Here is a 21,709-nt window from a genome sequence, read left to right on the forward strand (position 1 = left end):
GACGGCCAAACGCGGTTGCGCGTTAGTTCGATTCGACAAGCGTATACCGGCACTTCGGAAAGGCGCTGCAGCCGTGAAACTCCCCTTTCGGTCCCTTACGCAGCACGAGCGGTTTTCCGCAGCGCGGGCACGTCTTGCCTGTCGCCTCGGCCGCCGCGGCAACTTCATTTGCCTTCGGTTTCGTAGCGGGATTCATGTTTAGCATCAGTTCGATCAAACGTTCGCGGCCAATCAAGGTGACGCCGTTCGATTTGGCCAAATTCTCGGCGGCTTCGGTGAACCCTCGATTGGTGACAACCCACGCCTGCGCAGCCTTATAGTGGGCTTTCGAAGCCTGTACCTGCTGCACCGCGTCAATGCCGACATTCTTCGAGTAGCACTTCGCCTGGACAACCGTGCGGACACCGTTCTTTTCGATTACGAGATCGGCGCCGTAATCGCCTGCCAAGCGGGTTACTTCGGTCTTGTATCCGAGCGCCTTGAACAAGAGGCCAAGGTACAGTTCGAACTGCCGGCCGTCCATCTTGTCGATGTCATAAATCCCGGATCGGCGCAGTCGCTCTTCCCGCTGCTGGTTGAGGATCATGCGGACCGCGATAATGATAGCCAGGACCAGGACGAACGTAATAATGGCCGCGGCGGCCGACTTGGTGAGCAGGTACATACCGATGGATGCTAGAAACAGGAGGCCGGTCAGCAGTTCGGCGACCGGATCATCTTTCTTTCTTCTGCGTTTTTTCGCCATTGTCGCTTCTTCCTTTCGCATGTAATATCTAACATAATAGAGAGAATGCCATGAGACCAGGGGGCGTTTCAATGATTGAACTACGTGGAGCGGAAATTCATCCGCCCGGTGGACGCATTACTTTTGTGGTTCGGCAAATCAATGTGCGCTTCAACACGCCCGAGACAGTCACCGTCGTTCTTATTGACGACGAGTTCTCAATGGTTACGGAAGAAGGCTTCCGTGAATATGGACACTCCATTATTGAGGACGATGAGTATTACATTATCGTAGCCGCGCGCCGCGAGGAATTGAACGTAGCTGGAATTGTTGGATACCAATACGGGTTGTACTTACAGCACTTTCTCGGTTGCGAACAAGATCACGAGGAAGCGGTCTTATTCGCTAAATACGTGAACGCCCAGTCGTCCAAATATCCAATATCCTTGATGGATGCGTTAAACGCGGCAGGCGAATCACGCTAAACGTTCCACTTCTCACTTTTCTCGGAAAGTTCCTCGATGGTGTGTATCGGATCGTACTTCGCGGTGTACTTTCATTGCCCATAAAGTCCTTTTGGACGCGGATTACAAAGTCTCGAAAGTCCGGATTTCGATTGCTCATGACGTTCAATGTCTCCCAGTCGATTTCTTCTTTCATTCTCGCAGGGAAAAGTACATCAGAATCGTCCGGATCCTTCAGGTTGAGCCGCAAGATGCCAATGCCAAAGGCGTTGGACAGGCGGTTGAGATCGCTTTGGAACTCGTCATCACTATCAACCGCCGCGGCAACGAGATACCCCTCATTCGCCCACGAGGAATTCGATACCGCCTGAAAAAACGATTCGCGCAGGTTGGCTTTGTTCAATTCTCGCTTCAGTCCAAACGACACGAGTCTAAGCGACCGAGTTCCGATTGCCTTCGACAGATTCTTGACCTCATCCCGCCAATCCGGGTACACGACACCCACCATGTCCGGATGCAGCCACTCGCCGCTACCGGATTTCTTCGACGACTTTTCGTGGTAAACCGTCCGGGTCATCGTCTTGAGATGCGTAAACGCATAGTAGGCGAGAAACGGGTGCAGTTCGCGCTCGATGAAATTGAATTTTGGCGCCACTTGAATCGGTTCATCTGGCTCCTGATCTGTCTGCAAGCCTGCGGCGAAAGATTTGAGCGCAAACCGGACAGGCCCCGAGCCAACCTTCGTAAACGGTGAATTTGGCTGGTTCACCATGTTCACGTAAATTTGGGCCTCGATCGTTCTCCACGGCGTCTTTCCCTTTGTCTGAAGCAGTTGATCGTAGCCGCATGTCTGGATGGCTTCCCAGATTTCTTTCCCCGAAAGCGGCTTACGTTCTTCCGCCAGTACCTTTTCGCTTGCCGATAGAAAGGTCAGTTTCATGATTAACCCGCTTTCTCCATAGTGGTAAACCCCGTCTGGGCCCCCAAATACCCGCCTAAATTGAGTCCAGCGCTCGGCTATACAGGTCGATGTCCATCGCCGGGACAGTCCCCAGGTTTTGCAGTTGGGTGAACAGTTTGATGAAATAGAAGATCAAGGCTTCTTCCGGCGTACTCGTATCGAAAGTACCATCCGGCTTCAATAGAAACGAGCCGCTATCTAGCGCACAGCCGATATTCAGACGTTGCCAAGGTTTTAGCGTTCCCATGACATCGTGAAACGACTTGCCGAACGGCGGGGACCAGTCGGACGACGTGGTAATGAGGCCGGCAACGATGTCGAAAACTGGCCGCGGCGGATACGTTCCGCCTGCATGAACGATCGGAACCGACGTCCGCTTGAGCGCACGAACGGACTCTGCCTTTCCGGCTGCATATTCAATATGCGGCTTGTTAAGCGCTTGTTTGATCTCAAAGATTGCGTAAACGCTCTCGGCGGGAATGAATTTCACGCCGTCGTGAAGAAAGACGAATGGTGAATACTGCTGGTCGTAAATAACGAGATCGATCTGGTCGCTTCGCGTACCCGTGTGATCGACAACGAACGCCGTGTCCACGCAATACCAGTTTGGCAAGTAGTTGGAGAGGAACTCAATCCAACTGCGTTCAACCGCAGCGCCTTTGGTCGGCGCATGAGTTACATGCCTTCGCATGGAGTTAAGTTTTGCAAGCATCTCCTGCTGCATGTCCAAAAACAGTTCTTTCATGTTGACCTTATGAGCCATTCCGACACCTCCTACCAAATGATGTTTTCCCAATACTGCTGTGATCTGCTTTCCTTTGCCTTCTTGCGAATGGCTTCCTTCTCGTACTTGAACAAATCGTCCGAGATGGTATTGTTGGTGTTCGCTGGATCCACGATTGTCTTATCTACAAACTCATCTCGCAAATAATCGAGCAAAGCCAGAAAGTTATTGGCCGGATCGCTTTTGCTCCTGCCTTTCAGTGCCTCCAAAACGGTCAGTTCCAAATAGATCGAAGGGAAGTCGAGACCATGAAGTTTCCGCCACACCTTCAGCAGCACGATTTCTACGATGCGTCCGGAGTCTCTGACGGTGTTAATATGTCTTATGACGTTGGTTTGCGTCCATGTGTCCCGTTTGCTGATATACAGGCTGTGGTCATTCGTGTTGCCGGGCCGCTTTTTGGCCGGAACCAGGTCCACAGCGGTATTCCAAAGATGGACCCCGATCGAGACATTCTGTTTCCTGGCTTTGTAACCCTTTTGGTCGAGGTAGTTGAACAACGATTCGTATATTTCCTTCAGAGTGTTCTCGGTGTCATGTTTGAGCGAAATGAACAGGTCAAAATCAGAGGAAAGAGTCGTGGCCGTTCCTTTTGCCCGTGAACCGGAGAGCTCTACACTATTCAGGCAACTGCCCGCCCACTCCATCACGACATTATGCAGCGGAGTGATGACAAACATTTTCGTAAGCGGATCAAGTTCTTTCTTGACGTGGTACTTGTTAAAGATGTTCATTACAAATTGATCAGACAATCCAAGCCCCCCTTTCAGACAAAGAAAGCCGCAGGCTCGGAACCTACGGCTTCGATCTTATGCCTCAATTGGCCAATCTTTAAATTTTTCCTTCGCTTGATCGATGATTGCATGTGTCAGAAACCGTAGTTGTTCACCCTTGATCTGCTCGCGGATCAGCACCATCTTCACCGCATTGCTGACCTTGGCCAAGACGTCCGCTCGGTGCGGGTTCGTCCAGTCGATCTGGAATTCCTTTTTCATCGCCGCGACGACTTTGCGGATCAAGCCGGCAACAAAATCATTGGAGAAGGCGTCATTGCCCATGTTTTCGATAATGTAGTAAAAGGCCATTTCCTCATCGGACAACCCGAGCGCCTCTTTCCTCTTGCGCTCTTCGTCCAGTTTTTTCTTCGCTTCCACCATCATTTGCGCGACGGCGGTTGCTGTGATAACCCGGTTATGATAGTCGTTGATCGTCTTCTCCAGTAGTTTGCTTAACTCTTTGCCGAGCGAATTTTTCTGCCGGACCAGATAGAAAACTTCGTCGTCCAGCAATTTCTGCAGTAGTTTAAGTCGCAGATCAACGTGCGGTTTCTGCTCGAAATCAGCGAGAAACGCTTCGTCAAGGATGGAGATGTCCGGCTTCTCCAGCCCCGCCTTCTCGAACAGATCGACGGCCTCTTCGCGGGCACCGATGCTGCGATCGATCAGTTTTTTAAGTTCCTCTTCTATACTTTTCGGCTTGCTGTCGGGACCTCCACCAATCGTTATTTTTTTAATCTGGATTGCAGCAATCTCGTATAGCAGCACTTCGTTCGCGTGTGGCATGACCGCCGGCAGGTGCTTGACCAGTTGATAGGCTTTATCCAGTTTGGCTTGTATGTTTAGGTAAGCGTCCTGGTCCGGCCCGAGCAGGAATCCCACGAAATCGGCGATCCAATCCTCTCGCTCGACCTTCGGCTTTGCCCGCCAATCGGTTATGTCGATGCCGGGCGGGATGAAGGCACGAACGGATTCAAGAGCTTCGAAGAAGATCGGCACGGCCTCCTCGTCGATGTTGCCGGCCGGTTTTCCCTTACCGCCTCCCTGGGTGTATCGCTGGGTGGCCTCCTTGAGGGCCTCGGCAATGCCGATGTAATCAACCACAATGCCGCCCGTCTTGCCGGGATACACACGGTTGACGCGGGCGATCGCCTGGATTAAGCCGTGACCCTTGATCGGCTTATCGACGTACAGGTACGTCAGTGGCGGGATGTCCGTGCCCGTCAGCCACATATCCCGCACGATGACAAACTTTAGCGGATCGTCGGGATCGCGCAGTTTCGCCTTGACGCTTTCCTGTTCTTCCTTTGACTTGATATGGGAAAACTCGCTGCCCGGTTGCTTCTGGCGCCAGGCCGGCGGATCTTTGTCGATGTCGCCTGTCATGACAATCTCAATCTGCGGGCATCCTTCGATCGCGCGCATTTTCTCGTAGAGCCGAACGCAAATCTCCCGGCTCATGCACACGATCATGCCCTTGGCATCGGGGGAGGCCGCATTCTTGAAGTGCGACACGATGTCCTTGGCGAGTGTCTCAAGCCGCTGTGAGGTGCCGACGACCTTCTCCAGCGCCGCCCACTTGGCTCGTTGCTCGTCCCATTTGCCGTCGCCGACCTCGCTTACGATCTTCTTGAACTCGTCATCAAGTTTGGCGTTCTCAAGATCAAGCGGAATGAGGCGGGATTCGTAATAAATTCGAAGAGTTGCGCCGTCCAGCGTGGCCTGCTGCATGTCGTAGATGTGGATGACGTTGCCGAACAATTCATATGTGTCCCGGTCAGCAAACGTAATGGGCGTACCGGTAAATCCAATGTGTGAGGCATTCGGCAAGGCACGACGGAGGTTTCCGGCAAAGCCGTCGAAATTAAATTGGGTGCGGTGCGCTTCGTCGGCGATCACGATAATATTGCTCCGCTCCGAACAGACCGGAAACTCGCCTTCCCCGTCCTTCAGGCGAAACTTCTCGATGGTTGAGAATACGATCTGGCCCGCTTCGTTGCGGAGCAGTTCCCGCAGTTCATCGGCGTTTTCGGCATGGTGAACGTTGCCGACGAGGGACGCCCCCTGCAGGAACGTCTCGTGCAGTTGGCCATCAAGGTCGGCGCGGTCAACCTGGATGACGATCGTGGGGTTATCCATTTCGGGATGACGCGAGAGGATCCCCGAGAAAAATAGCATGGAAAGCGATTTTCCCGAGCCGGTAGCGTGCCACAAGACCCCAATCCTCCGGTCCCCTTCCGGCCGGGTTGCGCGAACGGCATGTTCGACAGCAAACCGGACGCCGAAGAATTGATGATACTTGGCCCCGATCTTGATTGCTTCCTTGTTGCCATCTTTCATGAACACAATGAAGTTACGGATGTATTCGAGCAGCCGCTCTTTCGGGAACATGCCCTGAATGAGCGTCCGCATCGTGTTTGTGATATTGTTATCGACTTCCTTGCCGTCGATGGACTTCCATGAGGCATAAAAATCGTATGGCGCCCCCGGGATGCCGTGCAAAGTGAGCGTGCCGTCGGAGATCACGGCGAACGCGTTGTAGTTGAACAGTTGGGCAATGTCGTAGGTATAGTTCGTGATCTGGTTGTAAGCGTACTCGATCGTCGCCTGCTCGCTGTACGGGCTTTTCAGTTCGAACACGACAAGCGGAAGACCGTTGATGTAAACAATGAGGTCTGGCCGCCGTGCCATTCTCCCTTCGATCGACAGTTGGTTGACGACAAGGAAGTTATTCCCGAGAGGATCGTTCCAGTTGATCGGATAGACATGGTGAAATACCTGTTCGCCCTTCTCCTCGTAAGAGAAGTCGATGCCCTTAGTCAGCATCTCTTGGAAACGCTGATTGCGCTGCAGCAGCGTCACCCCGTCCGGATCAGTAAACCGAGAAACAAGCGCAGGGATATGCTGCGCCGGAATCGCGGGATATGTCTTTTTCAAGAAGGCTTCAAGCCGGTCATAGAGCACTACCTCACCAAGCGTTGTGCGGCCATAAAGGTTCATCGCATGGCTGTAATCGTATCCGATGTCCTTGAGCCGCTCGATTGTCGTTTCCTCAAAGTCCGTTTCATAGAGACCGTTAGGCACCGGCAAGCACCTCCTCGACTTGTTCTTCGGCTGTCTTCACCTCGATTTCTCCGGAGAGAAGGCGGGGTAGCAGATAATCACGCATTTCAATTAAGGTCCTATTTGCATGGATGTTCGAAATGATTTGATCCACAAACGAAAATATTTTTTGGTTGAATTCTTCTCGTACAGATTCAGGTGGAATAGGCACGGAATATTTGGCCATTTCCTTCCAGTCACTACGAGGCATCTTGGTCCCGCCTGATGTATTCGTACAATAGTCGATGAATGCGTCTTGTATAACAAGACCAAACAACATACCAAAGAACTCTTTGTTTACTGGCTTTAGAACAAGAATATCAGTGGAGCAAACCCCGTCAATAGGAGCGACACCAACCTTCTTAAAGTACGGTCGCAGTTTTCCAAAAAGAATATCACCTTTGTCGAACATTGATTTGTGGCTTGTAACTTTATCGCTGCTCTCCCAATCCTCCAAGGATGTATTCCCCTTGGGCATATGTTCGAGACCGATATATGGGCGTGTTTCTTCCAATTCCGATGGGTCAACTTGAACCTTATGAACATAACCGACTTCTTTCAACGTCCCCCATCGCCAACCAACAGGGAGTTCGTTATCGCCAAATTCTGCGAACGGACCAAAATCTATGAACCAATGCTGATATAATGCAATCACCATCTGTTCGAGCGTTTCGTTCATACGACGGTTGAGTAAAATGTTATCGTCAATCGCTCCAAGAATATCGGCGATTTTCTTTTGTAAATTGAAAGCAGGAAGCCTTACAGGTACAGAGCGAAGAATTTCAGTATTAAGGTTGGGCATAGTTGTCCCGACAGCATTTGCGTAGACATAATCAACGGATTCTGGCAGATCCAAAAAGTATGATACAAATCGTGGGTCTACTTTCGGGTTATTGAACCGAATAAATAGACACCCGGTACCGCATAACCATCCTTCCTCGTTGGCTGTAACGTAAGCATGTCTACCAATGTCTCCTCGCCGAGAGTAGACAATATCCCCGGATTGAAGTTGATACTTCGCAAGCCGAACGCGATCAGACTCCCGAATCCGTGCAATACCAACGGGGTCCACGGTGTTTCTACCTATATTGACAGGCATTACAACAGGTATGCCATCTTCAACGTAATCAGATGCGTGTAATTGACTCCCGAACGGTCCGGTTTGAACCAAGCCACCAAATTCGTCACAGAGTTCACCGATTCGCTTTACAATCCATGAACTCATTACAGCAATCCCTCCAAATTCTTTTTGATTCGTTGCTGTAATTCGATCGAAGTATTGAACTGATCTTGAAGTCGCCCCATCAGATCAATCATTTTCTCTTCGAACGAAACTTCTTCCGACTCTGACTCCTCTGTTCCTACGTAAATCCCCGGTGTTAATTTGTACTCGTTGCCATGAATCTCTTTTATAGTCGCAGTCTTGTAAAAACCGTCCACACCTTCAAATCCTTCAACGCTCCGGAATGCGTGGTACGCATCTGCAATCTCTAAGATGTCCTCGTGTGTCAATGCCTTCTGCTTCCGGCTTACCATGACGCCCTTCTTCCGGGCATCAATGAACAACACTTCGTTCTTCCTCGCCCGGAAGCCCTTCTCACCGCCCCGGTTCTTACTCAAAAAGAACAAGCAGCACGGAATACCGGTCGTAAAGAACAATTTCTCCGGCAACTGCACAATACAATCGATGTATCCTTCTTCCACTAATTTCTGCCGAACGTCTTTCTCGCCGGAGTTGCTCGTCGTCATGGCGCCATTGGCCATTACAAAGCCGGCTGTTCCTCCATCTTTCAAATGATGGAGAAAGTGCTGCATCCACATGTAGTTGGCGTTGCCATCGGTGACGGACTTGTCATAGTCCGCAATCAGCCGCGGGTCGTTTTTCTGGATCTTCTCCGCTCCCCATTGTTTCATGTTGAAGGGAGGATTGGCGATTACGAAATCAAATTGTTGGTCCTTATATTGGTCATTGAGCAGCGAGTCTCCCAGCCGGATGTCAGCATTGATTCCGTGCATGAGGACGTTCATTTTGCCCAAACGTACGGTAAGATCGACGCTCTCTTGGCCATAGAACGAGAGCGCATTTTTGTTCTTGGCATACCGCTGGGATTGCACAAACATCCCGCCAGATCCGCAGGCAGGGTCCAAGACAGTACCCGATTCCGGCTCCAACATGGCAACAAGCAGTTCGACGATCGAACTGGGCGTGAAGAAGACTCCCCCGCGGCTGCCCTCGCTCGATGCGAAAGTACCGATAAAATATTCAAAGGCTCGACCAAGCACGTCCACCGCATCATCGCTGGACGAACTGAACGTGTCGCGGGAGAAAATCTCGATCAGCGAAGCCAGGTTTTCGGCTGGAAGATTCGTCGCCTGGTAAATGCGCGGCAGAACACCGACCAAATCCTCGTTCTCGGCTTCGATCAACTTCATTGCATTGTCGAGAATCTCTTTGATATTCGGTTGCTTTGCGTTTTTGACAATAAACGACCAATGCGCTTCTGTTGGAAGCACATATACACGTTCGGCGATATACTGGTCGCGGTCATTCAGCAGTTCTTCCCGCAGTTCAGCATCTTCGATGTAATTCGGGTTTTTCGAGTCACCGAATTCCATCTCCAGATGCCTGCGACGGTTATCGTATCGAATGGAGAGATAACGTAAGAAAATGAGCGGGAGAACAATATGCTTATAATCAGCCGGAGCAACGGTTGCCCGCATCCGGTTGGCTGCTTCGAATAGGTCTTTCTCAAAATTGATGTCTGCTTTGGCTGATGCCATATCTTAAATCCACTCCTTAGGGTTCTAATATAGATTAAAGCTCAGACAGGTACTTGCCACCGAACAAATGTTTGTTGTGTAATACATAGTCTTTTTGAACCATACGTAGAGAGTTCTACGAAATACGACAAATCTCCTTCCTAATCCCTTTTTTGGTGAATATGTTAATGATAATGTTCGGAGGTTGTATGAGTGGATCGAGGACATCGGTTACTCCCGCTTTACCTCAGAATCCCAAAGCACACCAACCGAATGTTGGCATTCTGAAGGACTCGACAGCCAAAACTTACTTACCCATTCGGAAAATTCCCTGCATGGTGCCGCAATGACTTGCAAGCCTTAAGTTCTAGATAATTCCTTTAACTGACAAGGAAATTGCTGATCATTGTCGAATACCACGTTGTTGGAACTATTTCATTAAACGTGGAGGGCGAAAAGACTTGACGAATAGTAACGGAATTAACTTTGATGACATTTATGATAAAGCCTACCAAGAGGTAAACAAATTTCGCCCGAATATATTGGTAGTCGGCAAAACGGGTGTTGGAAAAAGCACGCTCATAAACGCCTTCTTCTCCGGGAACATAGCAGAAACCGGGGTCGGGTCCCCCGTTTCAAAAAATCTCATAAAGTACGAAAAGGAAGGTGTCCCGGTATCTATATGGGATACCAGAGGACTTGAGCTAAAAGAAGAAGCACAGCAACAAACGAAAAGTGAAATAATTGGCGAGATACGTCAGTTAAAGAACAACGGAGATATCACTAAGCAGATAAACGTATGCTGGTATTGCATAAGTTATCTCGGCAAACGGGTTGAAGAAACTGAGATAGAATGGATTAGACAACTTGCACAGGAGCTGCCCGTGATAATTGTCTTAACCCAAACACAGAGTAAAAAAGACGTTGAGTTCTATAATGTGGTTAAAGGTATGGATATTCCTTTTAAACAGGTTGTAAGAGTGCTAGCCCAACCCTTTGAGCTCGATGATGATATTGTGATTAAGCCATATGGGTTAAAGGAACTGTCGGACATCACGTTTCAGCTTTTGCCGGAGCAATTAAGAAATGCCTACATTGCCTCTCAAAAAGTTGACTTAGAAAAGAAAATTTCCAGAGCTTGGGTAGCAGCAGGAGCAGCAATTGCAAGTTCTGCTTTATCAGGTTCACTGCCTCCGGGCGCAGATTTAGCAGCGTTAGGAGCTGTTCAAGCATCAATGCTTGCTGCAATAACCGTCATATTTGGGCTAGATTTTAATAAGAACTTCTTTATTTCCGTGGTAGCGGGCATAGCCGGAAGAGCCGGTATTACAGCAGGGATTACATACTTCTTTGGCAGTTTAGCAAAAGCGACTGGGATCGGATATGTCGCTGCTGCCGCTATAGAAGGGACTATCAACGTCGCAATCTCAACTGCACTTGCTGTAGCTTATATTAACGTTTGTACAAAAATTGTTCAGGGTAAGATCGAGAATAAAACCGCAGATGATATTGCCGAACTGATCAAAGAAGAATTTAAAAAGCAGAGGGAAAAACAAAGCAAGAAGATTAACCTTGAACCGGACGGAATCTGATTACGAATAAAGAGGGAAGCGGGCACCACGACGGTGACCGCTTTCCTCTTTACGTTCCATGTACGGTACCGACATACAACAATGGCTCGTCGCTATCACAATCGAAGTAGTCGCTGTAGTAAATTCCTGTCGTCTCATGCCCCGTACCCGGTCGCCTGGCAGCAGGACCGAATTGGCGGGGTCAAACCACGGAGGTAGTTATTTGATGCAGGAAGCAGCATCGTACCGCAGCCGACGCACGTATCCATCACCGTCGGCCACTTCATCCTCTGTCGTAGTAGGTCATCTCCACTATCATGCGCGTAATCTGGAACGGCGTAGGGCGAGTCAGTAGTCCCTGCGCCCCCAATGCAGGCTGTCATAGCCAAAAAGGAACGGCAGGAGCCAGCCCCGCTTCTTCAAGCACTCTTCGTGGCTGCGCGGCAGTCCGCCGATCGCCGCGGCGTAGTCGGTGATCTCGGATGCCAACCGGGAGAGTCGAGCGGGATCGAAACGGGACAGTCGGTACAAGTCAGCTTTGTCTCTATTACGGTTCATAGCGCTTCCTTATACCTTCCCCCTGCACAGGGAAGGCGCAATTTATGCCCTGTGCAGAGGGTATGTCTCCTGTCTATTTCGCCTTTAATCACGCGGACAACGATTCAAAGGAAAGCGAGATTTGCCCACTCGCGTCCTCCGTCAGCCACTCTCTCTTGATCTCCCGCTCCGGAGCGGGACTTTTTCCTTTCACAGCCACCGAGTCGCCCGCAGATGCCGTAAGCCTGTTCCGCATGAGGGCATACGCTGCCTCAATGCCGATGGCGCGAACCTTCCGGCAATCCACCGAGTTGCCGAGCATAACCATACGCTTCGTTTCTGGAATATGCTCCGGGAACTCGAAATCCGCAGGCACGTCTAAAATACGGGCTGCCTCCGCGCTCAGAAACGGGCGCCATAGCTCCGGATGGTCGGGATGCCATAAATAACTGCTGGTGACCTGAATGCGACTGTACGAGGCGACGAGGGCGGCCATACGCGTATCCGAAGGCTTCACCAGCGTCCGGTTGGAATCGGCACGGAAATTGTTTTTGTCCGAAGACTTCCTCAGCAGACCTTCCATTACTGTCCCTTCGATCGGACGCCATTCTGCGCGGCTTTCCCAGTCCTTCCCGATGACCTGCTCAATCGTCGGTCTCCTGTGTTCAGGGATGCGCGGCTGCGGCCATTGAAAATCATCAAGGGGGAAGCGGGCGGCGACGACGTAGCCGCGCGTCCGCCCCGCCGGACTGCCAAAGTCGTAAGCATCGAGAACGGTTGGTCCCTTCCAATAGGGAAAGACATGCTGGAGAAGACCTTTCAAGTGCGCAAATGAGCGAGACCGGAAGTATTGTACGACTTCCTCAATCATAATCAGCTGTGCGCCGCTCGCGAGTACCAGGTTCGCGTAAATCGGCCCCATGCCTTCTTGGTCGCCTCCGGCCAATACCGGAGGCTCGAAGAACAGCCATACCTTCCCGTTCTTGACGGACGTACCGACGTTCCGAATGAACGATACCTTCTCATACTCCATGCTTCCTTTGTCCTCCTCTTTTGGCACAAAAACAAAGAAGACGCAAAAAAACAGCATACGGGTACCGTACACTGTTTGCGTCTCCTGTTTCCGTGCAGTATTTTTGGCCGCTTCCGCGGCTGCGCCCCTTCCCCGCCGAAGTCTAGCGGCAAGGAAAATGTGAGTGTTGCATCATACGAGTATTATAGGGCACCAAAAATGGGTATGTAAATATATGGAAGTGGTAATAACGTAGTCAGTTATGTATTGCGCACCCTTATGGCCTCGATATGCTGCTCTATTTGTTGCAGCTTTTCCCGCAAAGAAGGCAAAACACTTAGTTCATCAAACCGATTTAAGACTTCTATACGTCTATTCCGGTTTTCTCGGGTGATTTGCTTCTGCGACTTAAAAGTAACTTTCTGAGGTCTGCGATTAAAAGGGACAATGTTATCCATCATACAGCCTCCTATAAGTGGCCGCTATTTGTTGGAACGCCTCTTGGAATTAAGTTTCTCCACTTTCCGCATAACTTCCTCTACTTCTCGCATTATCTTTTCCCGTTTATCCTTTGAGGAAGGAAAAGAAGTTTCACCCGTCTGGAACATGCCTCGAACGATTTTGTTTCGCTTTGACTTCACTGCTACCGCCCCTTAAATGGTAATAGGAGCAGTATGGCCAAGAATCTATGAAAAGAAACGTGAAAAGGAGCCGTTAATAGGCTCCTCTCCAGTTTCCGATCTATTCTTTCCCAACGGCAACTTCTCGTTGGGAAATCATTACCAGCAATTTCAGACTCTCTTCTTGCTCGGACAACAGTTTCTTTACGTTGTTTCGGATCTCCCGCGTACGGACACGACCCACTTCAACGTTAGCCCATGCACGCATGTTTTCCTTCTTTAAGCGCTCGATCTCTTCAGTGATCGCCATTAAACGTTCATGGCTGGTTACCAAACCCTTCTCGGCGGATAGTTCAGCCCGCGACATGGTCTTCACCCTCTCTCCTCAAGAGTCCCCGTTCATCGAGATGGATACAAATCGCTCGGATGTAACGATATAACTCTTTCATCTTTATTATATCATTCATTTTCTCATTTGTAGATTCATAGTGGAAATTATATATGAAAAATCTGCCGGAGGGAATTCGAATTCCCAAACTTGCAACCGTCCTACCCTCCCGATCACTCGTTGCAAATTCAACAGAATTTCCACTGTGAATCAACTTCACCGAAGAATAATGAGAGTATGCTGGGTCGGCAATATCGATTATTCTTGGCGTTTCCGTAGTGCCCTGTTCGCACAAACGGTAAAGTTTATCGTCCTCCAATTCAAACAAAGAGAATGCGGTATGGACTCTTAATTCAGAGGTGTCGAATAGTTGGTCGCTTTGACGTAGACGGAATATCGTGTCTATCGCAGCGTTGTACCCGTCCTCGTTTATTTTAACCAACTGCTGCAGCTGACCTATGAATTCGTAAAGTTTCTCCAATGATGCTTGGTATTCGGTCAGGTCATTCTCTTTGTCATCAAGCTGTTTAGTGAGGTCGTCTATTTGTTCCTGCAAACGCCGTTGTATATCGATATGTGCCTGAACAACCGAATCCAGGCCATTCTCTCTATACAACAACTTTACCCACTCCTGGACTGTTTTGAACGTGTACTTATTCTCTTTAAAATACGGCAGGAACATGTAATATTCCTGCTTACGTAAGAGCTTGTACACATTCGAATTGAAATAAGGGTCGTCCAGTATCAGCATACGGCTTAGGTTGGCGTAAAGGGACGTAATAATGGATACCCCGATGACCGAGTAGGCAAGGATGGTTTGCCATAGGGAGAGCTGGAGGATTGAAGAAAGTGAACCCCCGGCAACACCCGCAAGGCCCAAGAGCGTTCCCCACGTTTTCCATTGGTTCGAAAGAAATGCCAGAATCTTATTGACGCTGTCATCTGACATCTTTTTGTAGCTCGCCCCGAACAGGGAGCGGACCAGCCAAATAAATACCCATCCTTCCGCCTCGTTGAACCGGCGACGTCCTTTTAATAGGAGCGGGTCGAAATTTCTTTCTATGGTTTCGAGCCAGCTAAATAGCTCGACACGATCAACAGGTTCTTTTTGGTCCCCGGACAAGCCAGTACCCCCTTTGGTCAAATCTCTCATATTGTAACATAGGCGAACGACCCATAGTTCATTTTTTTCATTCGCCCGGCGGCACGAGATCAATGCTCACTTGAATATCATCGTACCTGTCCTCCAGCGAAGCGAACATGCGGACGTTGAAGGCAAGCGCGTCTTCTGACGGCATCCACGCCGGCGCCGCGGCGCTCCCGTCAAGCGACAGGAGTTTACCGAAAATACGCCCGTTCAGCCAAGAGGAAGCATCGGCCGAAAACCACGGATAACGCAGGAGCAAGTCCGTCGAGCCCAAGCCGAGAGCATGCAGATTGCACGCGTCTCCGAAGCGCTTGAACATATCATCGAACAGCTGCGCCCGGCGCTTCCGACCGACGAATACCGATCCGCCGACCGCGATTACGTCATGCCCTTCGTCGATATACGCCTGCAGCACGTCAAGCGAGTTCTGCACGTGATAGACCGGAATCGGCTTCCGGCCGACGACCCGCTCCAAGTATAACGAATTGGCTCGCGTTGTCTCGGGATCTCCGATTCGATCGATCGTGAGGTACTGATAGATGATATCGCTGTGCTGTATGACGAACTGGGCATACTCGTCAATGTCGATCGGCTTGACGACCTTCCCCTTCTGCCTCGCTTCATAGAGCGTCTTTTCACCGGGGTCCAGGAGCACGCAACGGTGCGAAAATCCGAGCTCGCGTAGGTTCTGTTTCCACGACGCCGCCGAATCCGATCGGACAGTGAAGTAATTGACCAGGACGAAGAGACCGCCGTTTTGCCGCACGACCCGTACATCGTCCTTCCCCTTCGAGATGCCCGAGAAGAAGTACCGCAAGCCCTTGAGGGACAAGCGAACGCCGGATCGCGTGCGGAGCACTTTGCAAATGTCGATCATGATGACCCGAATAAGCGCGGCGAGCGCGCTGGAGAACGATTGGATTCGGATCAGTTCTTTGAGCGTAATCACCCTCCGATAAAAGAGGATGGATAGCGCTTTGCGAAGATGCTCGCGCGGAATGCGGTGCGCGCCGTCGCTGCGGCTCGTGCGGATAAATACGTACTTCTCCGTCACGCGTTCGATCGTATTCGGCCTTCCGGTAACGGTGTAGACCGTATAGCCGGGCTTCCCGTATTTTCGGAAGAATGATCGTTCCTTCGCCGCCGCTTTCATGGCAAACGGGATCGCCGTCATAGAACCCTCACACGGATGCCGGTCCGCCAGTACCCCATATCGTACTTCGGGTCGTCCTCCCGCTCATCCTCGTCATCGTCTTCCGGGTGGTACTCGGTTTCAAGCAGATGCGTAAAGTGGACTTCTTTCTTGATCTGCTCGACCGTCCACGCCATATCGAGAATATCTGCGAAGGTCAGTCCGGTGTTGAGCTGCATAAGCTGGAGGATTTGCGGCACGGTCTTGCCGGGGAAGCAAGTCGCTCCCGCTTCGGCGATCGCCTGAAGGGCAATCCATTCTCGTGAACCGGCCGGCTCCCTCTTGCTGAAGCGTTCGACACAGAACGTGCCGACAAAGGCCATAGATCGGGCGACAAAGACGTCGGCCAGTCCCCCATCTTCATGGAAAGTGACATAGGCTTGTCCGAGCTTCAGCTCAGGAACGTCCATCGCATCTTTCTCGTCGGTAAACACTACATATTGCATGGTTGCGCTCATGTAACAGGCGGGGGAGCCCCGCCAAGTTACAGCGGAGCTTCCCTCCCTTACATCATGTTTTTAATCCGGAACGACCCGTAAATGGGCGATCCGGCGTTGAACCATCTGTTCTTCGTATAACCTCCAGGACGCGGCGCGAGAAATAACGATGGATGCCTTGCAGAGCGCCTGCTGCAGCGTCTTCCCGACTCCGATGTAGGTATCTTCGAAGTAGACCATCCAAAACAGTCCGGTACTCGAATCGCACGGATGGATCGTCATCTTATCGGGGATGAGAAAAGACTCGAACAGTCGTTGCGCCGTCACAAGGCATTCCGCCGGCTTGAAGTCGTCAGGGGGAATACGCTCGCCATCAGCGAGGTAGAAACCCGTATCGTCCGCAAGTCCGATCTTCCAGCCCATCACTTCCGTTGCGATGTACTGGTTTTGATCTTCCGGACAGAGTTTATCCCAGCGATTCAAAGCAGACTCGTGATTCAGGCGAACCGCGCGAACGTCATCTTTCGTGAGCGTTAGACGGTACGGAGCCGTTGCGCTCGAATACGCTTTTTTCACCATAGTTGTGCCCTTATAATGCCGAATGTCCTTCGGACATGTGGGGCTGCCCTCCTTCATGTTTATGTACTGAAGCGGGAAGGAAACGGGTATGACCCGCTTCCGCGGTGCCTCAGCACCAAACGAGCCCGCTGTGGTCTTTAAATGTCAGGCCGTACATCCTCTGCTCTTCCGCCAGCACCTCAACGTCCTGTGCCCAATGATCGACTCCGAAATTTCCCCAACGGTGGCTTTTCCCATACTGTTGCTTGAGAAATAAAACCACCGAATCGGCGTTCCATCGGGTGACGAGCACGGACTCCAAACAGTGATACTGCAGGTAAGAGGTCGTCTTTCCTGTTCTCACCCGCTTGACCGTGTAGACGTTGACATACTGAAATACAAAGAGGAGAGGCGCCGCCTTGATGAGCCATGCGATTGCCCTGCGGATCGGCGTCCAGACTCGTTCACCGAGCCGCGACGCGCTGCGCCGAACGGTGGCCCATGTCCGCCTCCCGCGAGAAACGGATGCAGGAACGGCCGTCGCCGCTTGCGAAGCTGCGGCCCTCTCTATCTCTTCCAGATAGTCGAACATATCAATCTGCTGCATGGATCATCCCTCGTTTAATCTTCGTCTTCGTTCAGGAGCATGATCGTGATGACCGGCTCCGCGTTATCGCCGGGGCCGCAAATCGCTTTGAGCGATATTTTCTCGTGCTGACCGTCCAACGTGGCAAGAAACTCGAAGAATACGCGCCAGCCGCGCTGCCCGGCAATCGCAAGTCGGAACATCCACAGGCAGTCCCATAGGCGTCCGTCCTCGCTTTCACCCATCGCCTTCGCCTTTTCATCGGGAACGATATAGCCGTCCCAAACAGCTCGCGTCACAGCGACCGGTATTTTGATGCCGGCTTCCTTGGCGAGCCTACTGACGTCAACCAGCGAGCCGTCAGCCAGCATATCGGCGCGCGTATACGAGTGAATGACCGTAAAACCCTCGAAAAGATTGTTCATCGTGTTTATATCCTCCCAATGGCATAATTTTAGATGGTAGCCGGCGGCAGCCCGAGACGCCCGAGCGCCTCGTCCCTGCCGAGAAACCGGATGTAGTTGCACCATACTGCAGCGATCTGCGGATCCAGCCGGCTCGTCTCTAGGGCAAAACGGAATCCTTCCTCCGTCCACCACTGATTCGGCTCGTCCGCACGAAATTGCTGTCCCCATAGGCACCGAACATCTGTTTTGGACCACTTCGCCTTCTCCACGTCGTATGCGGTACACGCAAGATACCAACGATCGTCGGCGTGCCGGTAATACACGACAGAATGGCCGTGGTATTCGGCTTCCTCCCTGTACCGGTAAAATACAAGCAGAAAGGGGTCGTCCGGCAATCGGAGATGGTGCGGAATGCGAGCGATCACATCGTTGTCGATGGCGGGGGTATAGACCCTCGGCGTCTGCTTCTGCCAGAAGAGAGAGCGGCAGACTTGACCGTTCACCTTGACGCACCAAAGGGCAACGACGATTTCGTGAAGCGCATCGCGCGCGTCGTCCTCATCCATTTCCCCGCGTCTCCAAGCGTTGTAGACCTCATACACCCGATCATTCAACTTGCGGATCTGCTCCTCCGAACGCTTGTCCCCTGCATAGCCGGCTTCGTTTCGCCGCTGCGTCCCGATGCTCTGCGCTTCGTGAAAGTAATCCATGACGCTTGCGGCCGACCTCTTTATGAACGCCAGGTAATCGAACAAGTCGATTTGACAAATGCTCATCGCGCCATCGCCCCCTTACAGGCGGTAACGGAGCGGGGCGGTCTGCTTGATGCGCCGAAAGAGATGAGCGATCTGCCATTCCCGTTCATCCCGCTTCCGGTAGTTCGCGAAATTGCGGCATACCAGGAAATAGTTCATGAACTGGCTGAGCGGACGCTTGGGAGCAGGATCGCCCACGTAACCTTGCGAAGCATAGTAGCGTTGCAGCGTTGACGTGATGGCGAACAGCTCTGCATGGGGATGTTTCCGCCGAAACTTTGCGATGGCCTCCTCCCGCTTCTTGAAATACGTCTCGGGTTTCGCATAGAAGAACCCGAGCCAGGGATTGCAGTGCAGTTCGAACGAACCGTCCCGCTTCCGGCTGAAGACGTAATAGCGGTTCAAATATCGACCCGTCGCGAGATTGAGAAGCGTCCCGAGCAAGCCGCCCAGCGGAATGGCGCAGATGATGAGAATGGTGTAGCAGACAAAAAAAGCGAGCATGTGTATTCCTCCTTGAAAAAATGTTTCTCTCTTCTATGCAACGATGGTGGAAGACAGCGCAGCGTTCCGAACGACCGTAGCCACGAAGTATTGCGTCTGCGGCTCGTCGAAGGATTCGATCGATTCGGCATTGTCGATGTAAACGGGGTACGCCTTGTTTTGCACCCTGTTCAGCAACCCGGCAAGCTCGATCGAGCATCGGATTTTCTCCGACGTCGAAAGCGACTTGTACTCCTTCTGCTCGTAAAGGATCGTGAAGTCAAGGGTCATTTCGCCCCCCGTCCCGTACTTGTAGAGCCGGATCTCGGCTCGGTTAAGGAACGAATTCACGTACTTTACTTGCATCTCGGCGTACTGGAGCATGAAGTTTCGGACAGCCTGCATATCGGCCGTCTTCTCGTCCCGCTCCGCCACAATCTCATCGTAAATCTGATGCTGCTTCGTCAAATCCTCGGCCATTTTCAGCTTCGCTTTGCGTTCGGCCTGAACCGACTGCAGTTGTCCGATTTCTGCCTGCAGCGACTGAATGCGTTTGCCCCGCTCCTTGAAAAATTCGGAGAAGAGCTTCGTATTCTCATCCTGCAGTCGCATCATTTCGGCAACCAGTCGATGACCTTCTTCTTTCAGCTCGTCGCATATCTTTTGTAGCTCCAACATGCGCGCCCGGCGCTTGTCCATCTCCCGCAACGCTTCGTCCGCCGAGTATTCATGCAGACATTCGGGACACTTATCGCCGACGGTGGGAAGCGGGAGGGATTGAAGCCGCCGAAATTCGGCCTTGTTCTCGTCGAATTGGGCGCGTAACGCAGCCTTACGTTCCGTCAGCGGATGGAGGTCGTGTTGGAACGGAGCGTTGCCTTCCTGCGACAGCTGTTCCAGCTCCGCATTGAGGTTAGCCAGCCTGCGCTCGTCCTCGTCCAAAACCCGCTTCGGCACGTCAAGCATGCTGTTTATTCTCAGGTAATCGATCTTGCCCTGCACGTTCTCCATGGATCGCTCCAGCTCCGCGATCTCACTCCGCAGCCTTTTCAGCGCGCTTTCCGGGTTGACCATGTCGATTTTGGCAATTCGCGCTTGATCGTCTTCGGCCAGTTGAGCGACAACCTCGTCGTGGTTCAAATGCGGAAGCATCGACACGAGCAGGTTCCGCGCCTTTGTCGGCTCGCCAGCTGCCAGCGATCCGAAGTAACCTGGAACGAAAATGCTCAGAAACAACTCCATCCGGCCAATCAGACCGTCAAAATCGACCTGTTTGGCCGGATGACCGTTGATAAAGAGCTCCGTCGTCTTCCCGCGGCGGACCCGGCAAAAGTTGTAACGAGCCGCTTGTCCATCCTTGGTCAGCTCGACAGCCACGACGACCTTCGTTTCCTTGGCGGACGGATTGCGCAGACGATCGAATACCCCTTTCGTGTTGCCCATGAGGTCGCAACCGAAGAAGCACCACGTAATCGACTCGGCAATCGTCGTCTTCCCTTTTCCGTTGCCGCCGATAATCTCTGTGACCTTCCCGAATTCGAATAGCCGCTTGGTTTTGTGCAGCTTGAATCCGGAAATCTCAGTCGATAAGATCAACATGTCTATAACCTCCCTTGCCGACCGGGAATGAACCACGCTCTTTGAGGCTGTAAAAATCATCCCCGCCGATAATGACATGGTCCAACACCTCGATACCGAGAAGCATACCGCCATCCACCAAACGCTCCGTGAGCGCGACGTCCTCCGGACTCGGATGTGGTACGCCGCTGGGGTGATTATGCGCGAACACGACACTCGCGGCCCCTCTCCGGATCGCACCCTTGAATACTTCCCGGGGGTGGACGATCGCGGCGCTCAGGGAACCGACCGAAACGGTTTCCCGGCCGATAACGCGATTTTTGGCGTTGAGATAGAGGGTAACAAAATGCTCGCGATCGAGGTATTTAAGATCCTGGACAGCGTCCCGAACATCCTGCGGCCTGCGAATGATCATCTCATCCTGCTTAGGAGCCACGCTCATTCGCTTTGCAAGCTCGAACACCGCCATCAGCTGAAAGCTCTGGCGTTCATCAAGGCCGAATAAAACGGACAGTTCGAATTCGGAAAGCTCCCCGAGGTAAGCAAGCCCCTTCTGCAGAATGTCGTCCACGACAGCGGATACCGAACGATTCCGAATGATCGGCTCCAGAATAACAATCAGCAGATCTTTTTCGGAGAGCCGGCTGGCATCGCACGTGCGGTAGTAGACATTCTTCGCTTCCTTGACCGCGGATTGATTGAGGATCGAAACGGACATCTCTATTGCCCTCCCCCTTATCGCGACAGCAGCCTGCCGATGACGGTGTACTTCTTCAGCTCGAGCCGGCGGTCGTATAGACGTTGTGCTTTGAAAAGAGCAGCTTTGCTCATGTTTATTTGCCCATACCGCAAGCGAGGGCTACGCCC

22 protein-coding genes are annotated in these 21,709 nt (G+C 51.7%); 2 read left to right on the forward strand and 20 right to left on the reverse strand.

Annotated elements, in window-relative coordinates; genetic code table 11:
- Positions 1-22: 22 nt before the first annotated feature.
- Complete coding sequence (locus BN3277_RS02100; RefSeq protein WP_059040661.1) at positions 23-745, reverse strand: restriction endonuclease; 723 nt, start codon at positions 743-745, stop codon at positions 23-25.
- A 71-nt stretch (positions 746-816) separates the two neighbouring features.
- Between BN3277_RS02100 and BN3277_RS24820 the strand changes: the two genes are divergently transcribed.
- Positions 817-1,209, forward strand: coding sequence for a hypothetical protein (locus BN3277_RS24820; protein WP_082691267.1), 393 nt, complete (start codon positions 817-819; stop codon positions 1,207-1,209).
- On the opposite strand, the gene BN3277_RS02105 is transcribed toward BN3277_RS24820, so the two are convergent.
- From BN3277_RS02105 to BN3277_RS02130, 6 genes are read right to left on the reverse strand one after another with little or no spacing between them, the layout of a single operon-like run.
- Positions 1,130-2,128 carry an HTH domain-containing protein gene (locus BN3277_RS02105; RefSeq protein ID WP_059040662.1) on the reverse strand — a complete coding sequence of 333 codons (999 nt, stop codon included), beginning with the start codon at positions 2,126-2,128 and terminating at the stop codon, positions 1,130-1,132. The two genes, BN3277_RS24820 and BN3277_RS02105, sit on opposite strands and share 80 nt — an antisense overlap.
- 55 nt (positions 2,129-2,183) lie before the next feature.
- Complete coding sequence (locus BN3277_RS02110) at positions 2,184-2,912, reverse strand: DUF6602 domain-containing protein (protein WP_059040663.1); 729 nt, start codon at positions 2,910-2,912, stop codon at positions 2,184-2,186.
- Positions 2,913-2,923: 11 nt separating this feature from the next.
- Positions 2,924-3,685, reverse strand: coding sequence for a nucleotidyltransferase domain-containing protein (locus BN3277_RS02115; protein ID WP_059040664.1), 762 nt, complete (start codon positions 3,683-3,685; stop codon positions 2,924-2,926).
- A gap of 57 nt (positions 3,686-3,742) precedes the next feature.
- The gene (locus tag BN3277_RS02120) at positions 3,743-6,793 is read right to left on the reverse strand and encodes a type I restriction endonuclease subunit R (RefSeq protein ID WP_059040665.1); all 3,051 of its coding nucleotides are present in this window, start codon (positions 6,791-6,793) and stop codon (positions 3,743-3,745) included.
- Positions 6,786-8,036, reverse strand: a complete 1,251-nt coding sequence (locus BN3277_RS02125) for a restriction endonuclease subunit S (protein ID WP_059040666.1) — start codon at positions 8,034-8,036, stop codon at positions 6,786-6,788. Before BN3277_RS02125 ends, BN3277_RS02120 begins: the two co-directional genes overlap by 8 nt.
- A complete protein-coding gene (locus tag BN3277_RS02130) occupies positions 8,036-9,592 on the reverse strand; it encodes a type I restriction-modification system subunit M (RefSeq protein WP_059040667.1) in 1,557 nt (518 codons plus the stop codon). Before BN3277_RS02130 ends, BN3277_RS02125 begins: the two co-directional genes overlap by 1 nt.
- Before the next feature lie 440 nt (positions 9,593-10,032).
- Here BN3277_RS02130 and BN3277_RS02135 point away from each other — a divergent pair, with 440 nt between their 5' ends.
- Entirely contained in the window at positions 10,033-11,163 is a 1,131-nt protein-coding gene (locus BN3277_RS02135) for a GTPase (protein ID WP_059040668.1), read from the forward strand.
- Between the two features lie 327 nt (positions 11,164-11,490).
- On the opposite strand, the gene BN3277_RS02140 is transcribed toward BN3277_RS02135, so the two are convergent.
- The 13 genes from BN3277_RS02140 to radC form a co-directional block, all read right to left on the reverse strand.
- Entirely contained in the window at positions 11,491-11,700 is a 210-nt protein-coding gene (locus tag BN3277_RS02140) for a hypothetical protein (RefSeq protein ID WP_059040669.1), read from the reverse strand.
- Between the two features lie 88 nt (positions 11,701-11,788).
- Entirely contained in the window at positions 11,789-12,712 is a 924-nt protein-coding gene (locus tag BN3277_RS02145) for a DNA cytosine methyltransferase (RefSeq protein ID WP_157688670.1), read from the reverse strand.
- Positions 12,713-13,432: 720 nt separating this feature from the next.
- On the reverse strand, positions 13,433-13,687 hold the full coding sequence (locus BN3277_RS02155) for a hypothetical protein (RefSeq protein ID WP_392396608.1): 255 nt from the start codon (positions 13,685-13,687) through the stop codon (positions 13,433-13,435).
- Positions 13,665-14,822: a hypothetical protein gene (locus BN3277_RS02160; protein WP_059040673.1), complete on the reverse strand. Its 1,158-nt coding sequence runs from the start codon at positions 14,820-14,822 to the stop codon at positions 13,665-13,667. The genes BN3277_RS02155 and BN3277_RS02160 overlap by 23 nt, the downstream gene beginning before the upstream one ends.
- Before the next feature lie 67 nt (positions 14,823-14,889).
- Positions 14,890-16,020 carry a hypothetical protein gene (locus tag BN3277_RS02165; protein ID WP_059040674.1) on the reverse strand — a complete coding sequence of 377 codons (1,131 nt, stop codon included), beginning with the start codon at positions 16,018-16,020 and terminating at the stop codon, positions 14,890-14,892.
- Positions 16,017-16,484: a hypothetical protein gene (locus BN3277_RS02170; RefSeq protein WP_059040675.1), complete on the reverse strand. Its 468-nt coding sequence runs from the start codon at positions 16,482-16,484 to the stop codon at positions 16,017-16,019. The genes BN3277_RS02165 and BN3277_RS02170 overlap by 4 nt, the downstream gene beginning before the upstream one ends.
- A 72-nt stretch (positions 16,485-16,556) precedes the next feature.
- Positions 16,557-17,054 (reverse strand): BC1872 family protein, encoded by a 498-nt coding sequence (locus BN3277_RS02175; protein WP_059040676.1) that lies wholly within the window; start codon positions 17,052-17,054, stop codon positions 16,557-16,559.
- A gap of 109 nt (positions 17,055-17,163) precedes the next feature.
- Positions 17,164-17,640 (reverse strand): hypothetical protein, encoded by a 477-nt coding sequence (locus BN3277_RS02180; protein ID WP_059040677.1) that lies wholly within the window; start codon positions 17,638-17,640, stop codon positions 17,164-17,166.
- A 14-nt stretch (positions 17,641-17,654) separates the two neighbouring features.
- On the reverse strand, positions 17,655-18,044 hold the full coding sequence (locus tag BN3277_RS02185) for a DUF6573 family protein (RefSeq protein WP_059040678.1): 390 nt from the start codon (positions 18,042-18,044) through the stop codon (positions 17,655-17,657).
- A 29-nt stretch (positions 18,045-18,073) separates the two neighbouring features.
- Positions 18,074-18,802, reverse strand: coding sequence for a hypothetical protein (locus BN3277_RS02190; RefSeq protein WP_059040679.1), 729 nt, complete (start codon positions 18,800-18,802; stop codon positions 18,074-18,076).
- 15 nt (positions 18,803-18,817) lie between these two features.
- Entirely contained in the window at positions 18,818-19,285 is a 468-nt protein-coding gene (locus tag BN3277_RS02195) for a hypothetical protein (protein WP_059040680.1), read from the reverse strand.
- Positions 19,286-19,318: 33 nt separating this feature from the next.
- On the reverse strand, positions 19,319-20,863 hold the full coding sequence (locus tag BN3277_RS02200; protein ID WP_059040681.1) for an AAA family ATPase: 1,545 nt from the start codon (positions 20,861-20,863) through the stop codon (positions 19,319-19,321).
- Positions 20,844-21,560: a RadC family protein gene (gene radC / locus BN3277_RS02205; RefSeq protein WP_059040682.1), complete on the reverse strand. Its 717-nt coding sequence runs from the start codon at positions 21,558-21,560 to the stop codon at positions 20,844-20,846. The genes BN3277_RS02200 and radC overlap by 20 nt, the downstream gene beginning before the upstream one ends.
- Positions 21,561-21,709: the final 149 nt, after the last annotated feature.

Source organism: Paenibacillus rubinfantis, from assembly GCF_001486505.1.
GTDB classification, from domain to species: Bacteria; Bacillota; Bacilli; order Paenibacillales; family Paenibacillaceae; genus Fontibacillus; species Fontibacillus rubinfantis.